General features: G+C 66.6%; 17 protein-coding genes and 2 tRNA genes. 14 read left to right on the forward strand and 5 right to left on the reverse strand.

Annotated features, from left to right (window positions below):
- Window positions 1-2: 2 nt before the first annotated feature.
- From NOF53_RS06700 to NOF53_RS06730, 7 genes are all read left to right on the forward strand, one after another.
- A complete protein-coding gene (locus NOF53_RS06700) occupies window positions 3-653 on the forward strand; it encodes a potassium-transporting ATPase subunit C (protein WP_255966581.1) in 651 nt (216 codons plus the stop codon).
- Between the two features lie 7 nt (window positions 654-660).
- A complete protein-coding gene (locus NOF53_RS06705) occupies window positions 661-3,198 on the forward strand; it encodes a DUF4118 domain-containing protein (protein WP_255966590.1) in 2,538 nt (845 codons plus the stop codon).
- A complete protein-coding gene (locus NOF53_RS06710) occupies window positions 3,195-3,875 on the forward strand; it encodes a response regulator (protein WP_005247902.1) in 681 nt (226 codons plus the stop codon). The genes NOF53_RS06705 and NOF53_RS06710 overlap by 4 nt, the downstream gene beginning before the upstream one ends.
- Window positions 3,876-4,045: 170 nt before the next feature.
- A complete protein-coding gene (locus tag NOF53_RS06715) occupies window positions 4,046-4,996 on the forward strand; it encodes an alpha/beta fold hydrolase (protein WP_305086580.1) in 951 nt (316 codons plus the stop codon).
- A 58-nt stretch (window positions 4,997-5,054) separates the two neighbouring features.
- Complete coding sequence (gene recO / locus NOF53_RS06720; protein ID WP_255966593.1) at window positions 5,055-5,870, forward strand: DNA repair protein RecO; 816 nt, start codon at window positions 5,055-5,057, stop codon at window positions 5,868-5,870.
- Window positions 5,836-6,645, forward strand: coding sequence for an isoprenyl transferase (locus tag NOF53_RS06725; RefSeq protein WP_255966595.1), 810 nt, complete (start codon window positions 5,836-5,838; stop codon window positions 6,643-6,645). Before recO ends, NOF53_RS06725 begins: the two co-directional genes overlap by 35 nt.
- On the forward strand, window positions 6,642-7,043 hold the full coding sequence (locus NOF53_RS06730) for a hypothetical protein (RefSeq protein ID WP_255966597.1): 402 nt from the start codon (window positions 6,642-6,644) through the stop codon (window positions 7,041-7,043). The genes NOF53_RS06725 and NOF53_RS06730 overlap by 4 nt, the downstream gene beginning before the upstream one ends.
- A gap of 3 nt (window positions 7,044-7,046) precedes the next feature.
- Here NOF53_RS06730 and NOF53_RS06735 read toward each other — a convergent pair whose 3' ends face one another.
- The gene (locus NOF53_RS06735; protein ID WP_255966598.1) at window positions 7,047-7,481 is read right to left on the reverse strand and encodes a Fur family transcriptional regulator; all 435 of its coding nucleotides are present in this window, start codon (window positions 7,479-7,481) and stop codon (window positions 7,047-7,049) included.
- Window positions 7,478-7,822, reverse strand: coding sequence for an ArsR/SmtB family transcription factor (locus tag NOF53_RS06740; protein WP_159921489.1), 345 nt, complete (start codon window positions 7,820-7,822; stop codon window positions 7,478-7,480). Before NOF53_RS06740 ends, NOF53_RS06735 begins: the two co-directional genes overlap by 4 nt.
- Before the next feature lie 219 nt (window positions 7,823-8,041).
- On the opposite strand from NOF53_RS06740, the gene NOF53_RS06745 reads away from it, so the two are divergent.
- The gene (locus NOF53_RS06745) at window positions 8,042-9,433 is read left to right on the forward strand and encodes a glycine--tRNA ligase (protein WP_255966599.1); all 1,392 of its coding nucleotides are present in this window, start codon (window positions 8,042-8,044) and stop codon (window positions 9,431-9,433) included.
- A 223-nt stretch (window positions 9,434-9,656) separates the two neighbouring features.
- Here the strand turns inward: NOF53_RS06745 and NOF53_RS06750 are convergent, their stop codons facing one another.
- On the reverse strand, window positions 9,657-11,738 hold the full coding sequence (locus NOF53_RS06750; protein WP_255966600.1) for a TPM domain-containing protein: 2,082 nt from the start codon (window positions 11,736-11,738) through the stop codon (window positions 9,657-9,659).
- Between the two features lie 69 nt (window positions 11,739-11,807).
- Between NOF53_RS06750 and NOF53_RS06755 the strand changes: the two genes are divergently transcribed.
- From NOF53_RS06755 to dnaG, 3 genes are all read left to right on the forward strand, one after another.
- Window positions 11,808-12,500 carry a YdcF family protein gene (locus NOF53_RS06755; RefSeq protein ID WP_255966601.1) on the forward strand — a complete coding sequence of 231 codons (693 nt, stop codon included), beginning with the start codon at window positions 11,808-11,810 and terminating at the stop codon, window positions 12,498-12,500.
- On the forward strand, window positions 12,500-13,774 hold the full coding sequence (locus tag NOF53_RS06760; protein ID WP_255966602.1) for a deoxyguanosinetriphosphate triphosphohydrolase: 1,275 nt from the start codon (window positions 12,500-12,502) through the stop codon (window positions 13,772-13,774). Before NOF53_RS06755 ends, NOF53_RS06760 begins: the two co-directional genes overlap by 1 nt.
- Before the next feature lie 123 nt (window positions 13,775-13,897).
- Complete coding sequence (gene dnaG, locus NOF53_RS06765) at window positions 13,898-15,832, forward strand: DNA primase (RefSeq protein WP_255966603.1); 1,935 nt, start codon at window positions 13,898-13,900, stop codon at window positions 15,830-15,832.
- 13 nt (window positions 15,833-15,845) lie between these two features.
- Here dnaG and NOF53_RS06770 read toward each other — a convergent pair whose 3' ends face one another.
- On the reverse strand, window positions 15,846-16,094 hold the full coding sequence (locus tag NOF53_RS06770; RefSeq protein ID WP_255966731.1) for a hypothetical protein: 249 nt from the start codon (window positions 16,092-16,094) through the stop codon (window positions 15,846-15,848).
- Between the two features lie 137 nt (window positions 16,095-16,231).
- Here NOF53_RS06770 and NOF53_RS06775 point away from each other — a divergent pair.
- Window positions 16,232-16,304 (forward strand) — tRNA-Asn (locus NOF53_RS06775).
- 128 nt (window positions 16,305-16,432) lie between these two features.
- Window positions 16,433-17,635 (forward strand): AI-2E family transporter, encoded by a 1,203-nt coding sequence (locus tag NOF53_RS06780; RefSeq protein ID WP_255966604.1) that lies wholly within the window; start codon window positions 16,433-16,435, stop codon window positions 17,633-17,635.
- Here the strand turns inward: NOF53_RS06780 and NOF53_RS27910 are convergent.
- Entirely contained in the window at window positions 17,576-17,998 is a 423-nt protein-coding gene (locus NOF53_RS27910) for a DUF6480 family protein (RefSeq protein WP_374212575.1), read from the reverse strand. The two genes, NOF53_RS06780 and NOF53_RS27910, sit on opposite strands and share 60 nt — an antisense overlap.
- A 32-nt stretch (window positions 17,999-18,030) precedes the next feature.
- Between NOF53_RS27910 and NOF53_RS06790 the strand changes: the two genes are divergently transcribed.
- A tRNA-Ile gene (locus NOF53_RS06790) sits at window positions 18,031-18,104 on the forward strand.
- The last annotated feature ends 84 nt before the right edge of the window (window positions 18,105-18,188 follow it).

An 18,188-nucleotide genomic window follows, 5' to 3' on the forward strand; every position in this document is an offset into this window, starting at 1 on the left:
GCATGCGATTTCTCATCGGCCTGCTCCGGCAGACCTGGGCCGGACTACTCGTCCTGCTCGCACTCACGGCAGTCCTCGGTGTGCTCTATCCCGCCGCCGTGTGGGGGGTGAGCAGGATCGGCGCCGGAGCGGCCGAGGGGTCTCCGGTGCGCGACAGCACCGGGTGCGTCGTCGGGAGCCGGTGGGTCGGTGTCGACCCACAGGTGCCTGCGGGGGAGCCGGATCCGTTCTTCCACAACCGGGTCACCGGGTCGGTGGCCGAACAGGATCCGTTCGCGCCGGGCGACCCCGCCGCCGCTCTGCCCACCAACCAGGGTCCGAGCAGTGCGATCCTGGCGACGTTCATCGCCGACCGGCGGGCGGCGATCGCGACCCGGGAAGGGGTGGACCCCTCCGAGGTACCGGCGGACGCGGTCACCGGGTCCGGCTCGGGCATCGACCCGCACATCGGTCCCGCGTACGCGGCGTTGCAGGTGCCGAGGGTGGCGGCAGTGAACGGTCTCAGCGAGACCCGGGTCCGGCAACTGGTCGATGCGAACACCGAGGGAAGGCAACTCGGCTTCCTCGGTGAGGAACGGGTGAATGTCCTCGAACTGAACCTGGCCCTCGGTCTGACCGCTCCTGAGTGCACGGCCCCGACCGCTGGTGGATGATGGCGAGGTGAGTGGTATCGGAACCGACGGCGAGCGCCTTGAAGTCGAACGCCGACGCGGTGAACTGCGCATTTACCTCGGTGCCTCACCAGGTGTCGGCAAGACGTTCGCGATGCTCGGTGAGGCGCACCGCCGCCGGGAGCGGGGGTGCGACGTTGTCGCGGCCGTGGTGGAGACCCACGGCCGCGACCGCACGGCAGCGCAACTCGGCGACCTCGAGCTGATTCCGCCCAAGCTGATCGCCTACCGGGGCATGGTCGGCCGGGAACTCGATGTCGAGGCGGTGCTGGCCCGTAGACCGGCGCTTGTCCTCGTCGACGAGCTCGCGCATACGAATACGCCGGGCAGCGTCCACGAGAAACGCTGGCAGGACGTGGAGTTACTTCTCGCCGCAGGGATCGACATCCTCTCGACGCTCAACGTCCAGCACCTCGAAAGCCTCAACGACGTCGTCCAGCAGATCACCGGCGTGGTGCAGCAGGAGACGGTTCCCGACGAGGTGGTGCGAGCCGCCACTCAGGTCGAATTGGTCGACATTACTCCGGAGGCTTTGCGCCGCAGGCTGTCCCACGGCAACATCTATGCCGCGGAGAAGGTCGACGCGGCGCTGAGCAGCTACTTCCGGAAGGGAAACCTCACCGCACTACGCGAGCTCGCCTTGCTGTGGGTGGCCGATCAGGTGGATGCGGCGCTCGCGAAATATCGTGCGGAGAACAAGATCACCGATACATGGGAGGCCCGGGAACGGGTGGTGGTCGCGGTGACGGGCGGACCGGAATCGGAGACGCTGCTTCGGCGCGCCGGCCGGATCGCGTCGAGATCCAGCGCCGAGCTGATCGTCGTGCACGTGGTGCGCGGCGACGGCCTCGCGGGTGTCTCGGCGCCGGAGATGGGCAAGGTGCGCACTCTCGCCGCGAACATCGGAGCGAGCCTGCACAGCGTCGTCGGCGACGACGTGCCGACTACGCTGCTCGACTTCGCCCGGACGGCAAATGCCACGCAGCTGGTGCTCGGGACGTCGCGAAGATCGAGATGGGCGCGCATCCTCGACGAGGGCATCGGCGCGAGCGTGGTGCAACAGTCCGGGTCGATCGACGTGCACATGGTGACGCACGGCGAATCCCACCGTCCGAGGCGCTTGTCGCCGGTGGGATCCCGTTCGCGCACGGCGATCGCCTGGATCGCCGCCGTCCTCGTCCCGTCGGTGGCCACGCTGGTGATGAGTGCCGTCGACCGGCGGCTCGGATTGGACGGGGAGGGGGCCCTGTTCTTCATCGTGGTGCTGCTCGTCTCGCTGCTCGGCGGTGTGGCGCCCGCAGCGTTCTCCGCGCTGATCTCGGGTCTGTTCCTCAACTACTTCTTCACGCCGCCGGTGCGGAGCTTCACCATCGCGGAGCCGGACAACTTCATCACCACGGTGGTGCTGCTCGTGGTGGCGGTTGCCGTCGCGGTCCTGGTCGACGCGGCCGCCAAGCGTTCACGGGAAGCCCGCCGGGCGTCGCAGGAAGCCGAGTTGCTGGCACTGTTTGCCGGATCGGTACTGCGCGGAGCTGATCTCGACACGCTGCTCGAGAAGGTGCGCGAGACCTACGGCCAGGATTCGGTCAGCGTGTTGCACCGGGACCGCGGTCCGGTGGGGTCCGTCGGGCCGCACCCACCGGAGAGCATCGACGACGCCGACACGGTCTGCGAGGTGCGGGAAGGGGAGTACGCGCTCGCCCTGCGCGGTAGCGAACTGCACGCCCGGGACCGTCGCGTGCTGCTCGCCGTCGCCAACCAGGCGGTCGGCATGATTCGCCAGTCCGAGCTCGCGCAGGAAGCGGGCCAGGCGCAGGCCCTGGCCGAGGCCGACCGGCTGCGGCGGTCGCTGCTCTCCGCCGTCAGCCACGACCTCCGGACACCGCTGGCGGCGGTCAAGGCCGCCGCGTCCAGTCTGCGCAGCGACGACGTCGACTTCTCCCCTGAGGACACCGCCGAACTGCTCGCGACCATCGAGGAATCGGCCGACGTCCTGACCTCTCTCGTGGGCAACTTGCTCGATTCCTCCCGTCTCGCGGCGGGAGTGGTGACCCCGACACTGCGGCCGGTGTACCTCGACGAGGTGGTGCACCGGGCGCTGGTGGGTCTGGGAATCGGCGGCCGGACCGGTACCCGGGCCCGGGAACGGGTGGAGGTCGACGTCGGAACGGTCGCGGCGATGGCGGATTCGGGCCTGCTCGAGCGGGTGCTCGCGAATCTGATCGACAACGCACTCCGCTACGGTGAGGACTCCGTGATCCGGGTCGGTGCCGCGGCGGTGGGCGACCGCGCCGTCGTCACCGTCGCCGACACGGGGCCGGGAATTCCGCGTGGGCGGGCAGACGAGATGTTCGCCCCGTTCCAGCGGCTGGGGGACCGCGACACGACCACGGGAGTCGGGCTCGGGCTGTCCGTCGTCCGCGGATTCGTCGACGCGATGGGCGGGACCATCAGCGCCACCGACACCCCCGGCGGTGGTCTGACAATGGTGGTGGAATTGGCCGGGGCGGGAGGGGAGCATCCATGACGAGAGTTCTCGTCGTCGACGACGAACCGCAGATTCTCCGCGCCCTGCGGATCAATCTGAGTGTGCGCGGATACGACGTCGTGACGGCAGCTTCCGGTGCCGCCGCCCTGCGCGCCGCGGCCGAGCGACCACCGGACGTGATCGTGCTCGACCTCGGGCTACCCGACATGGACGGCACCGAGGTGCTCGCCGGCCTCCGCGGGTGGTGCCCCGCACCGGTGATCGTGCTGTCGGCGCGGACCGACTCCGCGGACAAGGTGGAGGCCCTCGACGCCGGCGCCGACGACTACGTCACCAAGCCGTTCGGGATGGACGAGTTCCTGGCGCGGGTGCGTGCGGCCGCCCGCCGGGCGACGACGGCCGTCGACACGAGTGAACCTGTGGTGGAAACGGATTCGTTCACGGTCGATCTGGCGGCGAAGACGGTGCGCCGAGCGGGGGCCGAGGTGCACCTGACGCCGACCGAGTGGGGGATGCTCGAGATGCTCGTGCGCAACAAGGGCAAGCTGGTGGGGCAGAAGGAGCTGCTGCGGGAGGTGTGGGGTCCGGCGTACGCCACCGAGACCCACTACCTGCGGGTGTACCTGGCGCAGCTGAGACGCAAACTCGAGGACGACCCGTCCCACCCGCGTCACCTCATCACCGAGGCCGGGATGGGCTACCGGTTCCAGGTGTGACCGGGCGAGGTGACCCCGCTCACGACCGGTGATTGCAGCCCGCACTGGCTTCCCGGGAGATCGCAGTCCGCACGCTGTGCGGCCCCCGGGTTTGATCAGGGGAGATAAGGGTATGGATCACCCGGAAGCGCTGTGCGTTTCCCAGAAGCGTTGCGAGGTGTGCGGTGTCGCTGTGGCAGCGGGTATCGGGGTGGTTCTCCGCTGTCGGGGTGGTGGTGCTCGTTGCCGCGTGCGGAACGGGCGGCGGCGCGAGCGAGGATTTCGCTGGCACAGTCGACATCGGCGGGGGTCGGAACATCTACCTCGAGTGTGCGGGCACAGGCACACCGACCGTGGTGTTCGTGTCCGGTCTCCGGTTCGGCGCCGATCAGTGGACGGCGACGGCCGATCCCGCGAGCACCTCGGCCTTCGGCGGAGCCGCCGAGTTCACGCGGGTCTGCTCGTACGATCGGCCGGGAGTCGTCCTGAGCGGGGACGCATTGAGCCGCAGCGACCCGGTCCCGCAGCCGATCACCACCACGGACGCGGTCGCCGATCTCCAGTCGCTGCTGGGCACCACAGACGAGGCCGGGTCCGGTCCCTATGTTCTGGCCGCCCACTCCTATGGTGGTCAGATCGCGAGACTCTTCGCCGGTACCCATCCCGACGAGGTGGCGGGCCTCGTGCTGATCGACGCGCAGTCGGAGGAGCTGCAGACACTCCTGCCCCCGGAACAGTTCCAGGAGTTTCTGCGGCTCAACACCCCGCAACAGGACAGTCTCGACGAGTACCCGGACCTCGAGCGCGTCGACTTCGAGCGCAGCTTCGACGAGATCCGCGCCGCCGAACCGATCCGGCCCATGCCTCTCGTCGTCCTCTCCGCCGACCGCTCAGTGGCGCCACAGATCGCAGAGGGCATCGCGAACGGGAGCCTCCCCGCCGACATCGATCCCGGCTACGGCCCGGCCCTCGACGACGTGCAGCCGAAGGCGCAGGAGGATTTGGCCCAACTCGTTCCGGGTGCCACGCACGTCGCGAACACGAACAGCGGCCACAACATCAACATCGAGCAACCGCAACTCGTCATCGCCGGAGTCCGCGACGTCGTCGACGCCGTGCGCGACGGACGCACCGAGCCCTGACCGTCGTACGCGGCTCGGCCTGCGGAATGTGGTCGCCTCGACGTGGGAGACTGGACCGGTGAGGTTGTATCGAGACAACGCGGTGGTCCTGCGCCAGCACAAGCTGGGTGAGGCCGATCGTATCGTCACACTCCTCACCCGCCAGCACGGTCTCGTGCGCGCGGTCGCCAAGGGTGTGCGCCGCACGAAGTCCAAGTTCGGGGCCAGGCTCGAGCCGTTCGCCCACATCGACGTGCAGCTCTACCCGGGCCGCAACCTCGACATCGTCACCCAGGTGCAGACGGTCGACGCGTTCGCCACCGACATCGTCGACGATTACTCCCGGTACACCACCGCGTGCGCGATCCTCGAAACCGCCGAGCGGCTCGCCGGTGAGGAGCGCGCCCCTGCGCTGCAATTGCACCGCCTGACTGTGGGTGCGCTGCGCGCCGTTGCGGAACATCATCGGCCGTGTGAGCTGATTCTCGATGCCTTCCTGCTCAGGGCCATGGGGTATGCGGGGTGGGCGCCCGCGCTGGACGAGTGCGCGCGGTGCAGCGCACCCGGACCCCACCGGGCATTCCATGTGTCCGCTGGGGGCGCAGTGTGTACGCACTGCCGCCCGCCCGGTGCGGCCACCCCGTCGCCCGGAGTGCTGTCACTGATGGACGCGCTGTTCCGTGGAGACTGGGCGCAAACCGAGGACGTGGCGGCACCGCTGCGCAGTCAGGCCAGCGGCCTCGTCGCCGCGCATCTGCAGTGGCACCTCGAACGGCAGCTCCGCACCCTTCCCCTGATCGAACGGGCCCGTCCGCATCCGGCCGTGGGGCCGGAGAATTCGGTCAGGCAGGATGGGGACCGTGATTCGACGACGCGAACCTCGAACTCCGCTTGACTCTGCGGCCGACCGCCGGATTCGGCCGCCGGACCCGCATCCGTCGGGTGCCCGGCCCCCGGGCCTGCAGACCGAACTGATACCTCGGCACATCGCACTGGTGATGGACGGGAACGGCCGCTGGGCGCAGGAACGGGGACTGCCCCGGACTGCGGGGCACGAACGCGGCGAGGCCGTGTTGATGGACGCGGTCTGCGGATGCATCGAGATGGGCGTCGAATGGCTCTCGGCGTATGCGTTCTCGACGGAGAACTGGAAGCGCAGTCCGGAAGAGGTGCGATTCCTGATGGGCTTCAACCGTGACGTGATCCGCCGCCGCCGCGACGAGATGCACGAGATGGGTGTCCGCGTGCGGTGGGCAGGACGGCGACCACGGTTGTGGCGCAGCGTCATCAAGGAACTCGAGATCGCCGAGGAGTTGACGAAGCACAACACGGTGATGAACCTGACCATGTGCGTCAATTACGGCGGGCGCGCCGAGATCGCCGACGCGACGAAGGAAATCGCGCGTCGGGTGGCTGCAGGACAACTCGATCCGGAGAAGATCACGGAGGCGACGGTGGCCCGGTACCTCGACGAGTCCGACATGCCGGACGTCGATCTCTTCCTGCGGCCGTCCGGTGAGCAACGAACCTCCAATTTTCTGATCTGGCAGTCCGCCTACGCGGAAATGGTCTATCAGGAAAAGCTGTTTCCCGATTTCGACCGGCGTGATCTGTGGGCGGCCTGCGTCGAATATGCCTCCCGCGACCGCAGATTCGGTGGCGTCAAGTGACCGCCGACGGTGCGCCGGCGCTCTTGGCGCGCGCAGAATCGGCGCTGGCCCATTTCGCAACGGTCGACCGGGCGGACGACGGCTCGCTCGGTTTCGAGTACGCCGGTGCGCTGTGCTCGATCAGCGCGATGACCCTGACCGAGGGACTGGACGTGTTGTCGATGACGTGTGTCCTCGCCTGGGATCGTCCCGTCAGTGCGGCGCTGCACAAGAAGGTGGCCGAACGAAACAGCGCGCTCCAGTTCGGCTCGATCGCTGTGTTCGGACACGGCAGACTCGCCGACGTCATCCTGCGCTACACGTTTCCTGCGGCCGGTCTCGAGGACGAGGCACTCACCACGATGCTGCTTCTGGCTCTGTCCGGCGCGGACACGGCCCGGCAGGGACTGATCCCCTGACGCTCACCGCGACGTAGTGCAGTCCTTGCAAAGGCCGAAGATCTCGACGGTGTGGCTGACGTCGGAAAAGCCGTGGGACTCGGCGATCGACTGCGACCACTGCTCCACGGTCGGTCCTTCGACCTCGACGGTGTAGCCGCAAGTACGGCAGACGAGGTGATGATGGTGCCCCGACGAGCACCTGCGGTACACCGATTCGCCCGTGTCCGTCCGCAGGACATCGACTGTTCCGGCGTCGGCCAGCGTCTGCAGTGTGCGGTAGACGGTGGTGAGGCCGATGCCCTCGCCGCGCTTACGGAGTTCGTCGTGCAGCTCCTGCGCCGAGCGGAATTCCTCGATGTCGTCGAGGAGGGCGGAGATCGCGCTGCGCTGCTTGGTGGCGCGCACTCCGACGACCACAGGTTTGCGTTGCTCGGCGTTCTGGGTCGACACAATCATCCTTCCTCGGCGTGCGCGACGGCGTCCACGACGATGTGCGCGAGGTGGTCGTCCACCAGGCGGTAGAGAACCTCGCGGCCGGTGCGTTCGCCGCGCACCACGCCCGCAGCCTTCAACACGCGAAGGTGCTGGCTGATCAGTGGTTGGGTGACTCCCAGCGCGCCGACGAGTTCGTGCACGCAGCGCTCCGATTCGCGGAGCTGGAGAACGATGGCGATCCGTACCGGCGCAGCGAGTGCGCGCAGGATGTCACCTGCCGCTGCCAATGTCTCCTTCGACGGCACAGGGGCGGGCGGGGCGGTGTCGAACGGATGAAGATCGCCGGTATCGGTCACGCTCACAGCGGATCTCCTTCGGTATTTCCGGACACGAAGCGACAGAATGGTCGGGGAGTACCCTCGGCCAGCTCATCGACCATCTTATTGCAAATCGATTCCATTTTGATATGCATGAATACGCATGTCAACCGGGTGGGTGAAGCGGACGGAAACGGACAGATAGGCTGGGACCCGAAAACTGCACGTAACCATGCATCTATTACCCAGATGGAGAGCACTCGAGTGGCACCGAAATCCAAAGTCGAAACCGTCGTCAACCTGGCGAAGCGTCGTGGCCTCGTCTATCCGTGCGGTGAGATCTACGGAGGCACGAAGTCGGCCTGGGATTACGGCCCCTTGGGTGTCGAACTCAAGGACAACATCAAGAAGCAGTGGTGGCGCAACATGGTCACCAGCCGCGAGGACGTCGTCGGTCTCGACTCGTCGGTGATTCTCCCGCGTGAGGTGTGGGTGGCGTCCGGCCACGTCGGCGTGTTCAACGACCCGTTGGTCGAGTGTCTCAACTGCCACAAGCGTCACCGTCAGGACCACCTGCAGGAGGCGTATGCAGAGAAGAAGGGCCTCGACAATCCCGACGACGTCACCATGGACGTCATCGCGTGCCCCGACTGCGGCACAGTGGGCCGCTGGACCGAACCCCGTGACTTCAACATGATGCTCAAGACGTACCTCGGCCCGGTCGAGAGCGAAGAGGGCATGCACTACCTCCGCCCGGAGACCGCGCAGGGCATCTTCGTGAACTTCGCGAACGTGCTCACCACGTCCCGCAAGAAGCCGCCGTTCGGTATCGGCCAGATCGGCAAGAGCTTCCGCAACGAGATCACGCCCGGAAACTTCATCTTCCGCACCCGCGAGTTCGAGCAGATGGAGATGGAATTCTTCGTCAAGCCCGGCGAGGACGAAGAGTGGCACCAGTACTGGATCGACTACCGCATGGACTGGTACACGGGCCTGGGCATCAACAAGGACAACCTGCGTCTGTACGAGCACACACAGGACAAGCTGTCGCACTACTCCAAGCGGACCGTCGATATCGAGTATCGGTTCCACTTCCAGGGCAGCGAGTGGGGCGAGCTCGAGGGTGTGGCCAACCGCACCGACTTCGATCTCTCGACCCACTCGAAGCACTCGGGCACCGATCTCAGCTACTACGACCAGGCCAGCGGTGACCGGTACACGCCGTACGTCATCGAACCGGCAGCCGGCCTCACCCGGTCCCTGATGGCCTTCCTCGTCGACTCCTACACCGAGGACGAGGCGCCCAACGCCAAGGGCGGAGTCGACAAGCGGACGGTGCTGCGGCTCGACCGCCGTCTCGCGCCGGTGAAGGCCGCGGTGTTGCCGCTCTCCCGCAATGCCGATCTGACGCCCAAGGCCAAGGATCTGGCCGCGACGCTTCGGCAGAACTGGAACGTCGAGTTCGACGACGCCGGCGCCATCGGTCGCCGCTACCGTCGACAGGACGAGATCGGTACACCGTTTTGCATCACGGTCGACTTCGACACCCTCGAGGACCATGCGGTCACCGTGCGTGAGCGTGATTCGATGACTCAGGAGCGAGTCGCGCTCGACCAGGTGGAGGGCTACCTGGCTCAGCGCCTTCTCGGCTGCTGATCAGAGATTCGAGGAATGGTGGGCAGATCCCCGGTGCGACCGTTTCGCAACCGCACCGGGATCTGCTTCCACTTGTGACAGACGAAAGGGGGCACCGATGAGTGATGTGCTGTTATGTGGTGCGTTGATGGTGGGGAGCGCAGGCTTTCTGGGACTCGCGGTAGCCCTGTTCGGGTCCGGTGGTACCCGCTCGTGCAGCGACGTCGAGTAGGCCCGCGGAAGGTCAGAACCGGCCGCCTCCGCTGATCCGGCCGGAGCTGCGCGGACCACCGAAGGAGCCCGGCCCGCCACCGAAACTACCGCCACCGAAACCGCCACGGGAACTGCGGCCTCCCCAGCTCCGGCCACCGCTGAATCCGCCCCGCATGACGCTGTCGATCAGTATTCCGCCGAGGACCGCGCCTGCGACATTCCCGCCGGCCCCGGGTCCGGGACCTTGACGAGACTCCCAGTCCTGCACGTCGTTTCGAGCAATACTCAGGGCGTCGACGGCGAGAGCCGAAGCGGCCTGCGCATGCTGCAGGGCACGGGAGACATCGGTGTCCCGCACCTGATGCGCGGCGGCGAGATGACGCTGTGCCTCGGTCAGCCGGGTCCTGGCCTCCGCACCGATCGCTCCGCGTCGGGTGCCGATGAAATCCGCGGCCGCAGTCACCTGTGACTGCGCTGCCACCACGTTCTGGTCGAGGCGCTGCTGGGCGCGTTCGGTCTGCCGGCGGGATTCCTGGGCCGCTGCCAGGACGGCGTCGAGTTCGGCGTCGGCCTTGACGATTGCGGTGAAGGTGCCGAGCGGATCGGTGTCCTTCGAGGTGTGTGCCGCTTCGAGCGCGGTCTCGGCCGCGGCCCGGGTCGAGGAAAGTGGGTTACCACCCTGCTCGGTGAACTGGGCGGAAGTGGCGATACCGGCCTCGATGTCGCTGATCGCCGCTGGCAAGGCCGCGATCGCATGGCGGATGTTCTCGGCTGCATGATCGACGGCGTCGAGCAATGTCCGGGCCTGCTCGAGTGCTCCCTCTGCCCGGCGGATCGCCGAGACGGCCGGTCCCTGCTTTCCCGGCGGGAGGGCGACGGCGTCGCGCGCCTCGCTCACTGCTTGCTCCGCGAACGCCAACCGTTCCTGCACCATTGTCACATTGGTGGAGATGGACGCTAGCGTCTCGGCCGGGAACTGCGTCTGCAGAGCCTCGAGTGTGCGGGTGGACTCCGGAATGCGGACAGTCGCCGCGATGATGTCGCGAGTCAGCGCGTCGAGGCGCTCAGGCGCAGTGATCAGCAGATTCCGCAGACCGTCGAACTCCTGGACCCGTTCGTCGAGTTCACGATCCGCCCGGCCGCAGGAGGAAATGATGTCGATCAGCATCTCCCGCTGCTGCTCAGAAGTCTCGGGAATCGCGTCGTCGAGTCGTTGGCGCACGGTGAAGGCGGTGGCCAGAGCAGCCTCCGCCTTCTCGAAGGCCGCCGTGAACGACGCCGTCGACTGTTCCCCGAACTCGCCGCGGGCGAGGTCGAGTTCTTCTCGGCTGGTGCGCAGCGCGTTGTCGGTGTCGACCAGAATTTCCTTGGCGCGCTCGTCCAGAGTGGGCAGCGACAGGGCCGCCAGTGCGTTGGTGTCCGCGGGGTCGATGTTCCTCGCGGCCGCGACGGCGTCCTCGGCCCGGTCGTTCTTCTTCTTCCGGGAGTACAGGACGACTCCGCCGACGCAGGCGGCCACCACGCCGCCGCCGATGAGCAGCGAGCGCACCGACATTCCGCCGCTCGCGCTCATCGCATCGCCGAGGCCTCCCGCCGCGGCAATCGCACCACCCGACCAGTCATCCTCGCGCAGAGCGGGTTCGACCGCGTCGACGCGGATGCTCTCCGCTTCAGTGCTCGTGATCTCTTCGAGGCTGTCCGAGGCGATGAGGGTGTATTCGCGGTCGACGGTGGCGACTGCCAACAGCGCGTCACGGTCACCGAGCGAGGATGCCTGGGCTGTGCGATCAGCCCACGGTCCTGCGCCGAGACCGTCGAAGTCGGATACGTAGACAACCCACAACCGCACCTTGTGCTCGTCATAGAGCTGATCGATCGCGGCCTCGACCTCGGCTCGCTGATCGTCGTCCAGCACGCCCACGTTGTCCGTGAGCTGAGTGGGCAACCGGAAGGGTGCATCGGCCGACGCGACCGCCGGTCCCCACAGGATCGTCACCACAGTCAGGACGGCTGCGACCGCAGCGAGGGCCGAGAACCGTAGAGCACGCGCAGCGGAAAATCGTCGACGGGACGACGGCAACTGTTCGAGCTCGAGTGGCGATGCGAGTGGCATGGCAGCAAATCTATCCGGTGTGGCGAGTCGTCACCGGGACACTTCGACGGCAGCTGGCAGAATCGGGGAGTGAATACTGCACCGAGCCGCGAACGCCACGACCTGCCGCGCCCCGAGGCGCACCTGGGGTTCGTCGGCACGTTGGCGCGGTGGACCCGCCGGGTGATCGTCGGAGTGGTCCTGGTCGCCGTCGCCCTCGTCTTCGGCACGGCAGTCCGGGTGTGGCAGGTGGCCCGGATCGACGACGTCTCCATCGCCGACGCCATAGTCGTATTGGGAGCCGCGCAGTACTCGGGGACGCCGTCGTCGGTGTTCGAGGCCCGACTCGAACAGGCCTACAAGCTCTACGAACAGGGCGTGGCCCCCGAGGTCATCACCGTTGGCGGAAAGCAGGAGGGTGACGAGTACACGGAGGCGGCGTCGGGCAAGAACTATCTGATCTCGCGCGGCGTCCCCGCCGACAGCATCACCGCAGTCGAGGAGGGGTCGGACACTCTGCTGAGCATCGAGGCGGTCAGCGAGACCATGGGGGAGCAGGGCATCAACTCGGCGGTTCTGGTCAGCGACCCGTGGCATTCACTGCGCACCCGCACGATGGCGCGCGACGCCGGACTCGACGCCTGGACGGCCCCCACCCGTCAGGGCCCGGCCGTCTTCACGCGAGAATCGCAGTTACACGGGATCGCCCGGGAGACCGGAGCCTTGATCTGGTACCAGCTCACCCACTTCTCCGCGGACTTCCCCTACACGGCAGGACAATGATGGCCGGATACTCGACCCACGACGTCGCGCGGCGCGTCTCCGAGCCGCCCAAGCGGGCCGGCCTGCCGGGGAGTCGGATCGCGGCAGCCCAGCACCGTTCCGATTTCTCCCGGGACCGCGCGCGCGTGCAGCACTCGGCTGCGTTGCGCCGGCTCGCGGACAAGACTCAGGTGGTGGGGCCGAGGGACGGTGACACACCCCGTACCCGGTTGACCCATTCGATCGAGGTGGCGCAGATCGGCCGCGGGATCGCGGACGGACTCGGGTGCGACCCCGATCTGGTGGATCTGGCCGGACTCGCGCACGACATCGGCCACCCGCCTTACGGCCACAATGGTGAGAAAGCACTCGACGAGGTCGCGGCGAACTGCGGCGGCTTCGAAGGCAACGCCCAGAACCTGCGCATCCTCACCAACCTCGAGCCGAAGGTCCTCGATCCTTCAGGCAACAGCGCCGGACTCAATCTCACGCGCGCGGCACTGGATGCGGCCATCAAGTACCCGTGGACGAGACCCCGCCCAGGTGCCAAGTTCGGGGCGTACGACGACGACGCCGAGGTGTTGATCTGGGTGCGCGAGGGTGCACCGGACAACCGTCGATGCCTCGAGGCCCAGGTGATGGACTGGGCCGACGATGTGGCGTATTCCGTTCACGACGTCGAGGACGGTGTGATCGCCGGCCGCATCGACCTGCGTTCCCTCGCCGATCCTGTGGAACAGCGGGCGCTGGCCGAACTGGGTGTTTCCGAGTTCCCCGGGCTGATCGTCGATGATCTCGTCGAGGCGGCGCATCGGCTCAGCCTCCTGCCTGTGGTGGTGGGCGTCGGCAGCTACGACGGCACGCTGACCAGCGCCGTCGCCTTGAAAAATCTGACCAGTGAATTGGTCGGCCGATTCGCCATAGCCGCGATCAGCGGCACGCGCGCGGTGAACGGCGACGAGCCGCTGGCCCGGTATGACGCCGACCTGGTGATCCCCCCGGTGGTGGCCTCCGAAGTGGCACTTCTGAAAACCGTCGCGCTGTACTACGTGATGTCCGACTCCGGCCACAAGGCGCGTCAGGATCGCCAGCGTGACCGGATTCACCGAGTGGCCGAATGGCTCCTGGCCACCGCTCCGGCGGGGCTCGACCCCCTGCTGTTGCCCGCGTGGGACAAGGCCGGTGACGATTCCGCGCGGGTCCGGGTGATCGTCGACCAGATCGCCTCCTACACCGAGAGCAGGCTCGAACGCGTCGACAAGGCCAGCCTGGGGGCGCAAGCGAGCTGGGGCTGACGTAAAACGGGTGGGGCCGGCGTCAGCTACCTCGGTGACCGGTTCGCAGGGATACCCGCGCCGCCGAACTGCTGATTCCGAGTCGAAAATTGCGCCCCCACCGGAGCGCCTAGACTGTGTGCCGTGGCTGGCCGAATCCCTGATCGAGACGTTGCGGCCATTCGCGAGCGCACCCGCATCGAGGACATTGTGGGGGAGTACGTGTCCCTCAAACGTGCCGGGGGTGACTCGATGAAGGGCCTGTGCCCGTTTCACGACGAGAAGTCGCCGTCGTTCCATGTTCGGCCCAACCACGGCCACTATCACTGCTTCGGTTGTGGTGAAGGCGGTGACGTCTACTCGTTCCTGCAGAAGATCGACCACATCAGCTTCGTCGAGGCCGTCGAGCAGTTGGCCGACCGCCTGAACTATTCGATCTCCTACGAGGGTGGCGGCACCTCGGTCCAACGAGACCGCGGCACTCGCGCGCGACTGGTGGCGGCCAATGCGGCCGCCCAGGAGTTCTATGCCGCGCGTCTGCAGGAACCGGACGCGCAGGCTGCCCGCGACTACCTGACGGAGCGCAATTTCGACGCACACGCCGCGCAGCAGTTCGGTTGCGGTTACGCGCCCGACGGCTGGGATGTCCTCACGAAGCATCTGCTGGGCAAGGGTTTCGAGGTCAAGGAACTCGAGGCGGCGGGCTTGTCGAAGGCCGGTCGCCGCGGTCACATCGACCGCTTCCATCGTCGCCTGCTCTGGCCGATCCGCAACCTGTCCGGAGACGTCATCGGCTTCGGTGCACGCAAGCTCTTCGACGACGACACGATGCCGGGTAAGTACGTCAACACCCCGGAAACCATGCTGTACAAGAAGTCTCAGGTGCTCTTCGGTCTGGATGTCGCCAAGCGCGACATCGCCAAAGGGCATCAGGCCGTCGTGGTCGAGGGCTACACCGATGTGATGGCGATGCACATGGCGGGGGTGAAAACGGCCGTTGCCGCCTGCGGAACCGCGTTCGGTGAAGAACATCTGTCGATGTTGCGTCGATTGATGATGGACGACAGTTTTCATCGCGGTGAGATCATCTACACCTTCGATGGTGATGCGGCCGGCCAAGCTGCTGCCATGAAGGCCTTTCAAGGGGATCAGAAGGTCGCAGGGCAGACGTACGTTGCGATCGCGCCGGAAGGTATGGATCCCTGCGAACTCCGTCAGAAGTCCGGAGACGCCGCCGTCCGCGATCTCGTGGCCCGGCGCACCCCACTGTTCGAGTTCGTCATCAAATCGATCCTCGCCGAGATCGATATGGATACGGCCGACGGCCGGGCCGAGGCGTTGCGTCGGGCGGTGCCCGTGGTCGGGCAGATCAAGGAAAAGACGCTCCGGGACAGCTATGCCACGCAGTTGGACGGCTGGGTGGGCTGGAACAACATTCCGTACATTCGCGAACGAGTGAACAGCGAAGCACGTAAGCATGCGTCGACCCGCGGGTCGGTGCCCGCCCCACCGCGTCGGCAGGCGGCCCGAGAGGGCGCCGCCGAGGCCTCTGCGCTGCCCGTCGGCATTCAGCGCCCCAGGCCCAACGACCCGACCCTCTGGACCCAGCGAGATGCTCTCAAGAGCGCGCTCCAGTACCCGTCGATCGCCGGCACGGTCTTCGACTCGCTGCCCGTCGAGACCTTCACACACCCGGCGTACGTGATGATCCGCGAAGCGATGATCGCCGCCGGTGGAACGAGTGCAGGCCTCGGCGGAGGCGAGTGGGTCGACGCCGTCAGCCGGGGAGTGGGCGACATCACAGCGGCATCGCTGGTGTCCGAACTCGCCGTCGAGCCACTTCCCGCCGAAGAAGACCGAGTTCCCCGATACATCTCCGGAGTACTCGCACGCCTGCAGGAGGTGTGGGTGGGGGAGCAGGTGGCCGAGCTGAAGTCCAAGCTGCAGCGCATCTCCCCGGCCACCGAGTCGGACGAATTCCACTCCCTGCTCGGCGACCTCGTCGCCCTGGAGCAATACCGCCGCAGCCTCCTCGATCAGGCGATCGGCGACACCACCAGGGACGGGATGGCCGGCTGACCGCCGGCTGCGCTCACCGGTTCTTCAACTGATCGTGGGGAACGAACACCGTGGTGTCCTCGTCGATCGGCTTCATCGGCTCGAGCTTCGGCTGCGTGTTCAGCGAATCGGACAGCTTCTGACGGGACACCTGCAATACCTTTTTGGTGGCCGGGCTCGTGGCCACAGCCCTCGTTGCCCGGCTGATCTGTTCGTAGCGTGCACGTCCCGCTCGCGTACCCAGCACGTACCCAGCCGCGATACCGATCAACAACCGCATCATTCCCGCTTCCTCCCGGTGCACATCGACCTTCTCCATCCTGCCTGATAGGTCGACAGGCAGCCGATTTGGTACTGGGGTAGGGCTATGCGCTACAGTTTCTCAGGCGTCGCCGGGAACGGCGAAGCACAGCAGAATAATCCCCTGTAGCTCAATTGGCAGAGCTTCCGACTGTTAATCGGACGGTTGCTGGTTCGAGTCCAGCCGGGGGAGCACCGAAACCCCCGCCCCGTTCTTCCGGGCGGGGGTTTCTGCTGTGCTCGGGGTGAATCCGGATCGGTGTGCGTCCCAGGCGAGTACATTCCCGCTGTATCGACAGCAAATCGACCGCGGGGTGTGCGATGAGTGAGGACGGCGGCCAGGCAGAGGGGACCGGGTCGGCCGGACGCATCGGTTCGCGCGACGCCCCGCGGTGGCTGCGACCGGCCATCTTCTACGTTCTCCTCGCAGTGGCCGCCTACCAGATGTCGGGCTGGCTGTTCCACAACCTGCGAGGCTTTCTGGGGTTGCTGTTCCTCGCGTGGTTGTTCAGCATCACCATCGAGCCTGTCGTCGATTGGATGGCCTCGCGGGGTGTGCGCCGGGGCGCCGCCACCGGACTGGTCCTGTTCGCTCTGTTCGTCGCCGCCATCGGATTCCTGGCTCTGTTCGGAACGCTCCTCGCCCAGCAGCTCGCCCAGCTGCTGAAGGCCCTTCCGGGCGCGCTCTCCTCGGTCACCGAGTGGTCCAATCGCGTTCTCGACACGGATTTCGCGACGGGTGACGACCTGATTCATCTCACCCCCGACACCATCCGTGACCTTGCGCAGCGTTTCACCCCAGGGGTTCTGGGCGTCTTGTCGTCACTACTCGGCGTCGTGTTCCAGATGCTGACGTTGCTGTTGTTCGTGTTCTACATGTCGGCGCAGGGCCCCACACTTCGCCGTACGATCTCGAGCTGGTTTCCGGCGCGGCAACAGCGCGTCATCTCCACGGTCTGGGAAATATCGGTCGAGAAGACCGGGGGATACATGGTGTCGCGGCTGATCCTCGCCGCGGTGAGCGCAGTCTCCACCGGAGTCTTCCTCGTGCTCATCGGCGTCCCGTATTGGCTACCGCTCGCGTTGTGGACGGGGGTCGTCTCGCAGTTCGTCCCCACCCTGGGCACGTATCTCGCAATCGCCTTGCCGGCGATCATCGCGGCGGCAGCGCAGCCGATGGACGGCGTGTGGGTGGTGGCATTCGGAACGGTCTATCAGCAGGTGGAAAATTACATCCTCCACCCGCGTATCACCTCGCGAACTGTCTCGATCCACCCTGCGGTCGCGTTCGGATCGGTCATCGTCGGTGCGTCGTTGTTCGGAGCGGTCGGTGCGCTGATCTCTGTCCCCGTGGTCGCGGCGATCCAAGCCCTGGTCGAAACCTACGGGCGACGTTACGAACTCGTCGCCGACGAAGCGCAGGCCGGCGAAGCGCGTGCCGACGAGAGGCGACCGGAAGTCACTTCAGTCGAACAGCGCGAACACGCGCGCGACGAAAAAGGCCGCGATCCCGAGGATCAGTAGGCCGACCAATACGAAGGTGAGTACTGGCAGTGTGCGCCCCGGCATCGGTTGAGGATGAGATAGACCTGAGGTCTGTCCCGCGTCGGGTGGTGTGTCACCCGCGGGAGCGCCACCGCCTCTTTCGAGTGCGGGTGCATCCTCCGGATCCGGACCTGGTTGCTGATTGCTCACCTTGCTCCCTCCACGAACTGCTGTCCTTTGCAATCCCGTGACGACGACGGCTGACTGCAGAGGTACCCGCGGCCGCGGCATCCCACACCGCGCGCCGCAACAGGCTTGTGACGACCAGAACGCACAGCCGCGGATGCCGCGGAATTCGAGCCGCATCCCGACTGCTGCTTCAGGGCGCGGGCACGGTAACATCGGCTCGCCGCAGTCCGGACATCCGCGGCGATGGGGCGGTAGCTCAGTCGGTTAGAGCCGTGGACTCATAATCCATTGGTCGCGGGTTCGAGCCCCGCCCGCCCCACCGTTCACTCTGGTCGCGGGTTCGGGACAGATACCTCAGCGCACCGTGCGTCACGGCCGAGCTGACGATGCGGCATCGAGGGTT

The sequence above is a fragment of the Rhodococcus tibetensis genome (genome assembly GCF_024438035.1).
Lineage (GTDB): Bacteria > Actinomycetota > Actinomycetes > Mycobacteriales > Mycobacteriaceae > Rhodococcus_F > Rhodococcus_F tibetensis.

What these genes read in the sequence shown, in the direction of transcription:
- NOF53_RS06780 (WP_255966604.1), top strand. Translation starts at nt 16,433, where the DNA reads ATGAGTGAGGACGGCGGCCAGGCAGAGGGGACCGGGTCGGCCGGACGC.
- NOF53_RS06760 (WP_255966602.1), top strand. Translation starts at nt 12,500, where the DNA reads ATGGCCGGATACTCGACCCACGACGTCGCGCGGCGCGTCTCCGAGCCG.
- NOF53_RS06700 (WP_255966581.1), top strand. Translation starts at nt 3, where the DNA reads ATGCGATTTCTCATCGGCCTGCTCCGGCAGACCTGGGCCGGACTACTC.
- NOF53_RS06710 (WP_005247902.1), top strand. Translation starts at nt 3,195, where the DNA reads ATGACGAGAGTTCTCGTCGTCGACGACGAACCGCAGATTCTCCGCGCC.
- NOF53_RS06750 (WP_255966600.1), bottom strand. Translation starts at nt 11,738, where the DNA reads ATGCCACTCGCATCGCCACTCGAGCTCGAACAGTTGCCGTCGTCCCGT.
- NOF53_RS27910 (WP_374212575.1), bottom strand. Translation starts at nt 17,998, where the DNA reads ATGTTACCGTGCCCGCGCCCTGAAGCAGCAGTCGGGATGCGGCTCGAA.
- NOF53_RS06770 (WP_255966731.1), bottom strand. Translation starts at nt 16,094, where the DNA reads ATGATGCGGTTGTTGATCGGTATCGCGGCTGGGTACGTGCTGGGTACG.
- NOF53_RS06735 (WP_255966598.1), bottom strand. Translation starts at nt 7,481, where the DNA reads ATGATTGTGTCGACCCAGAACGCCGAGCAACGCAAACCTGTGGTCGTC.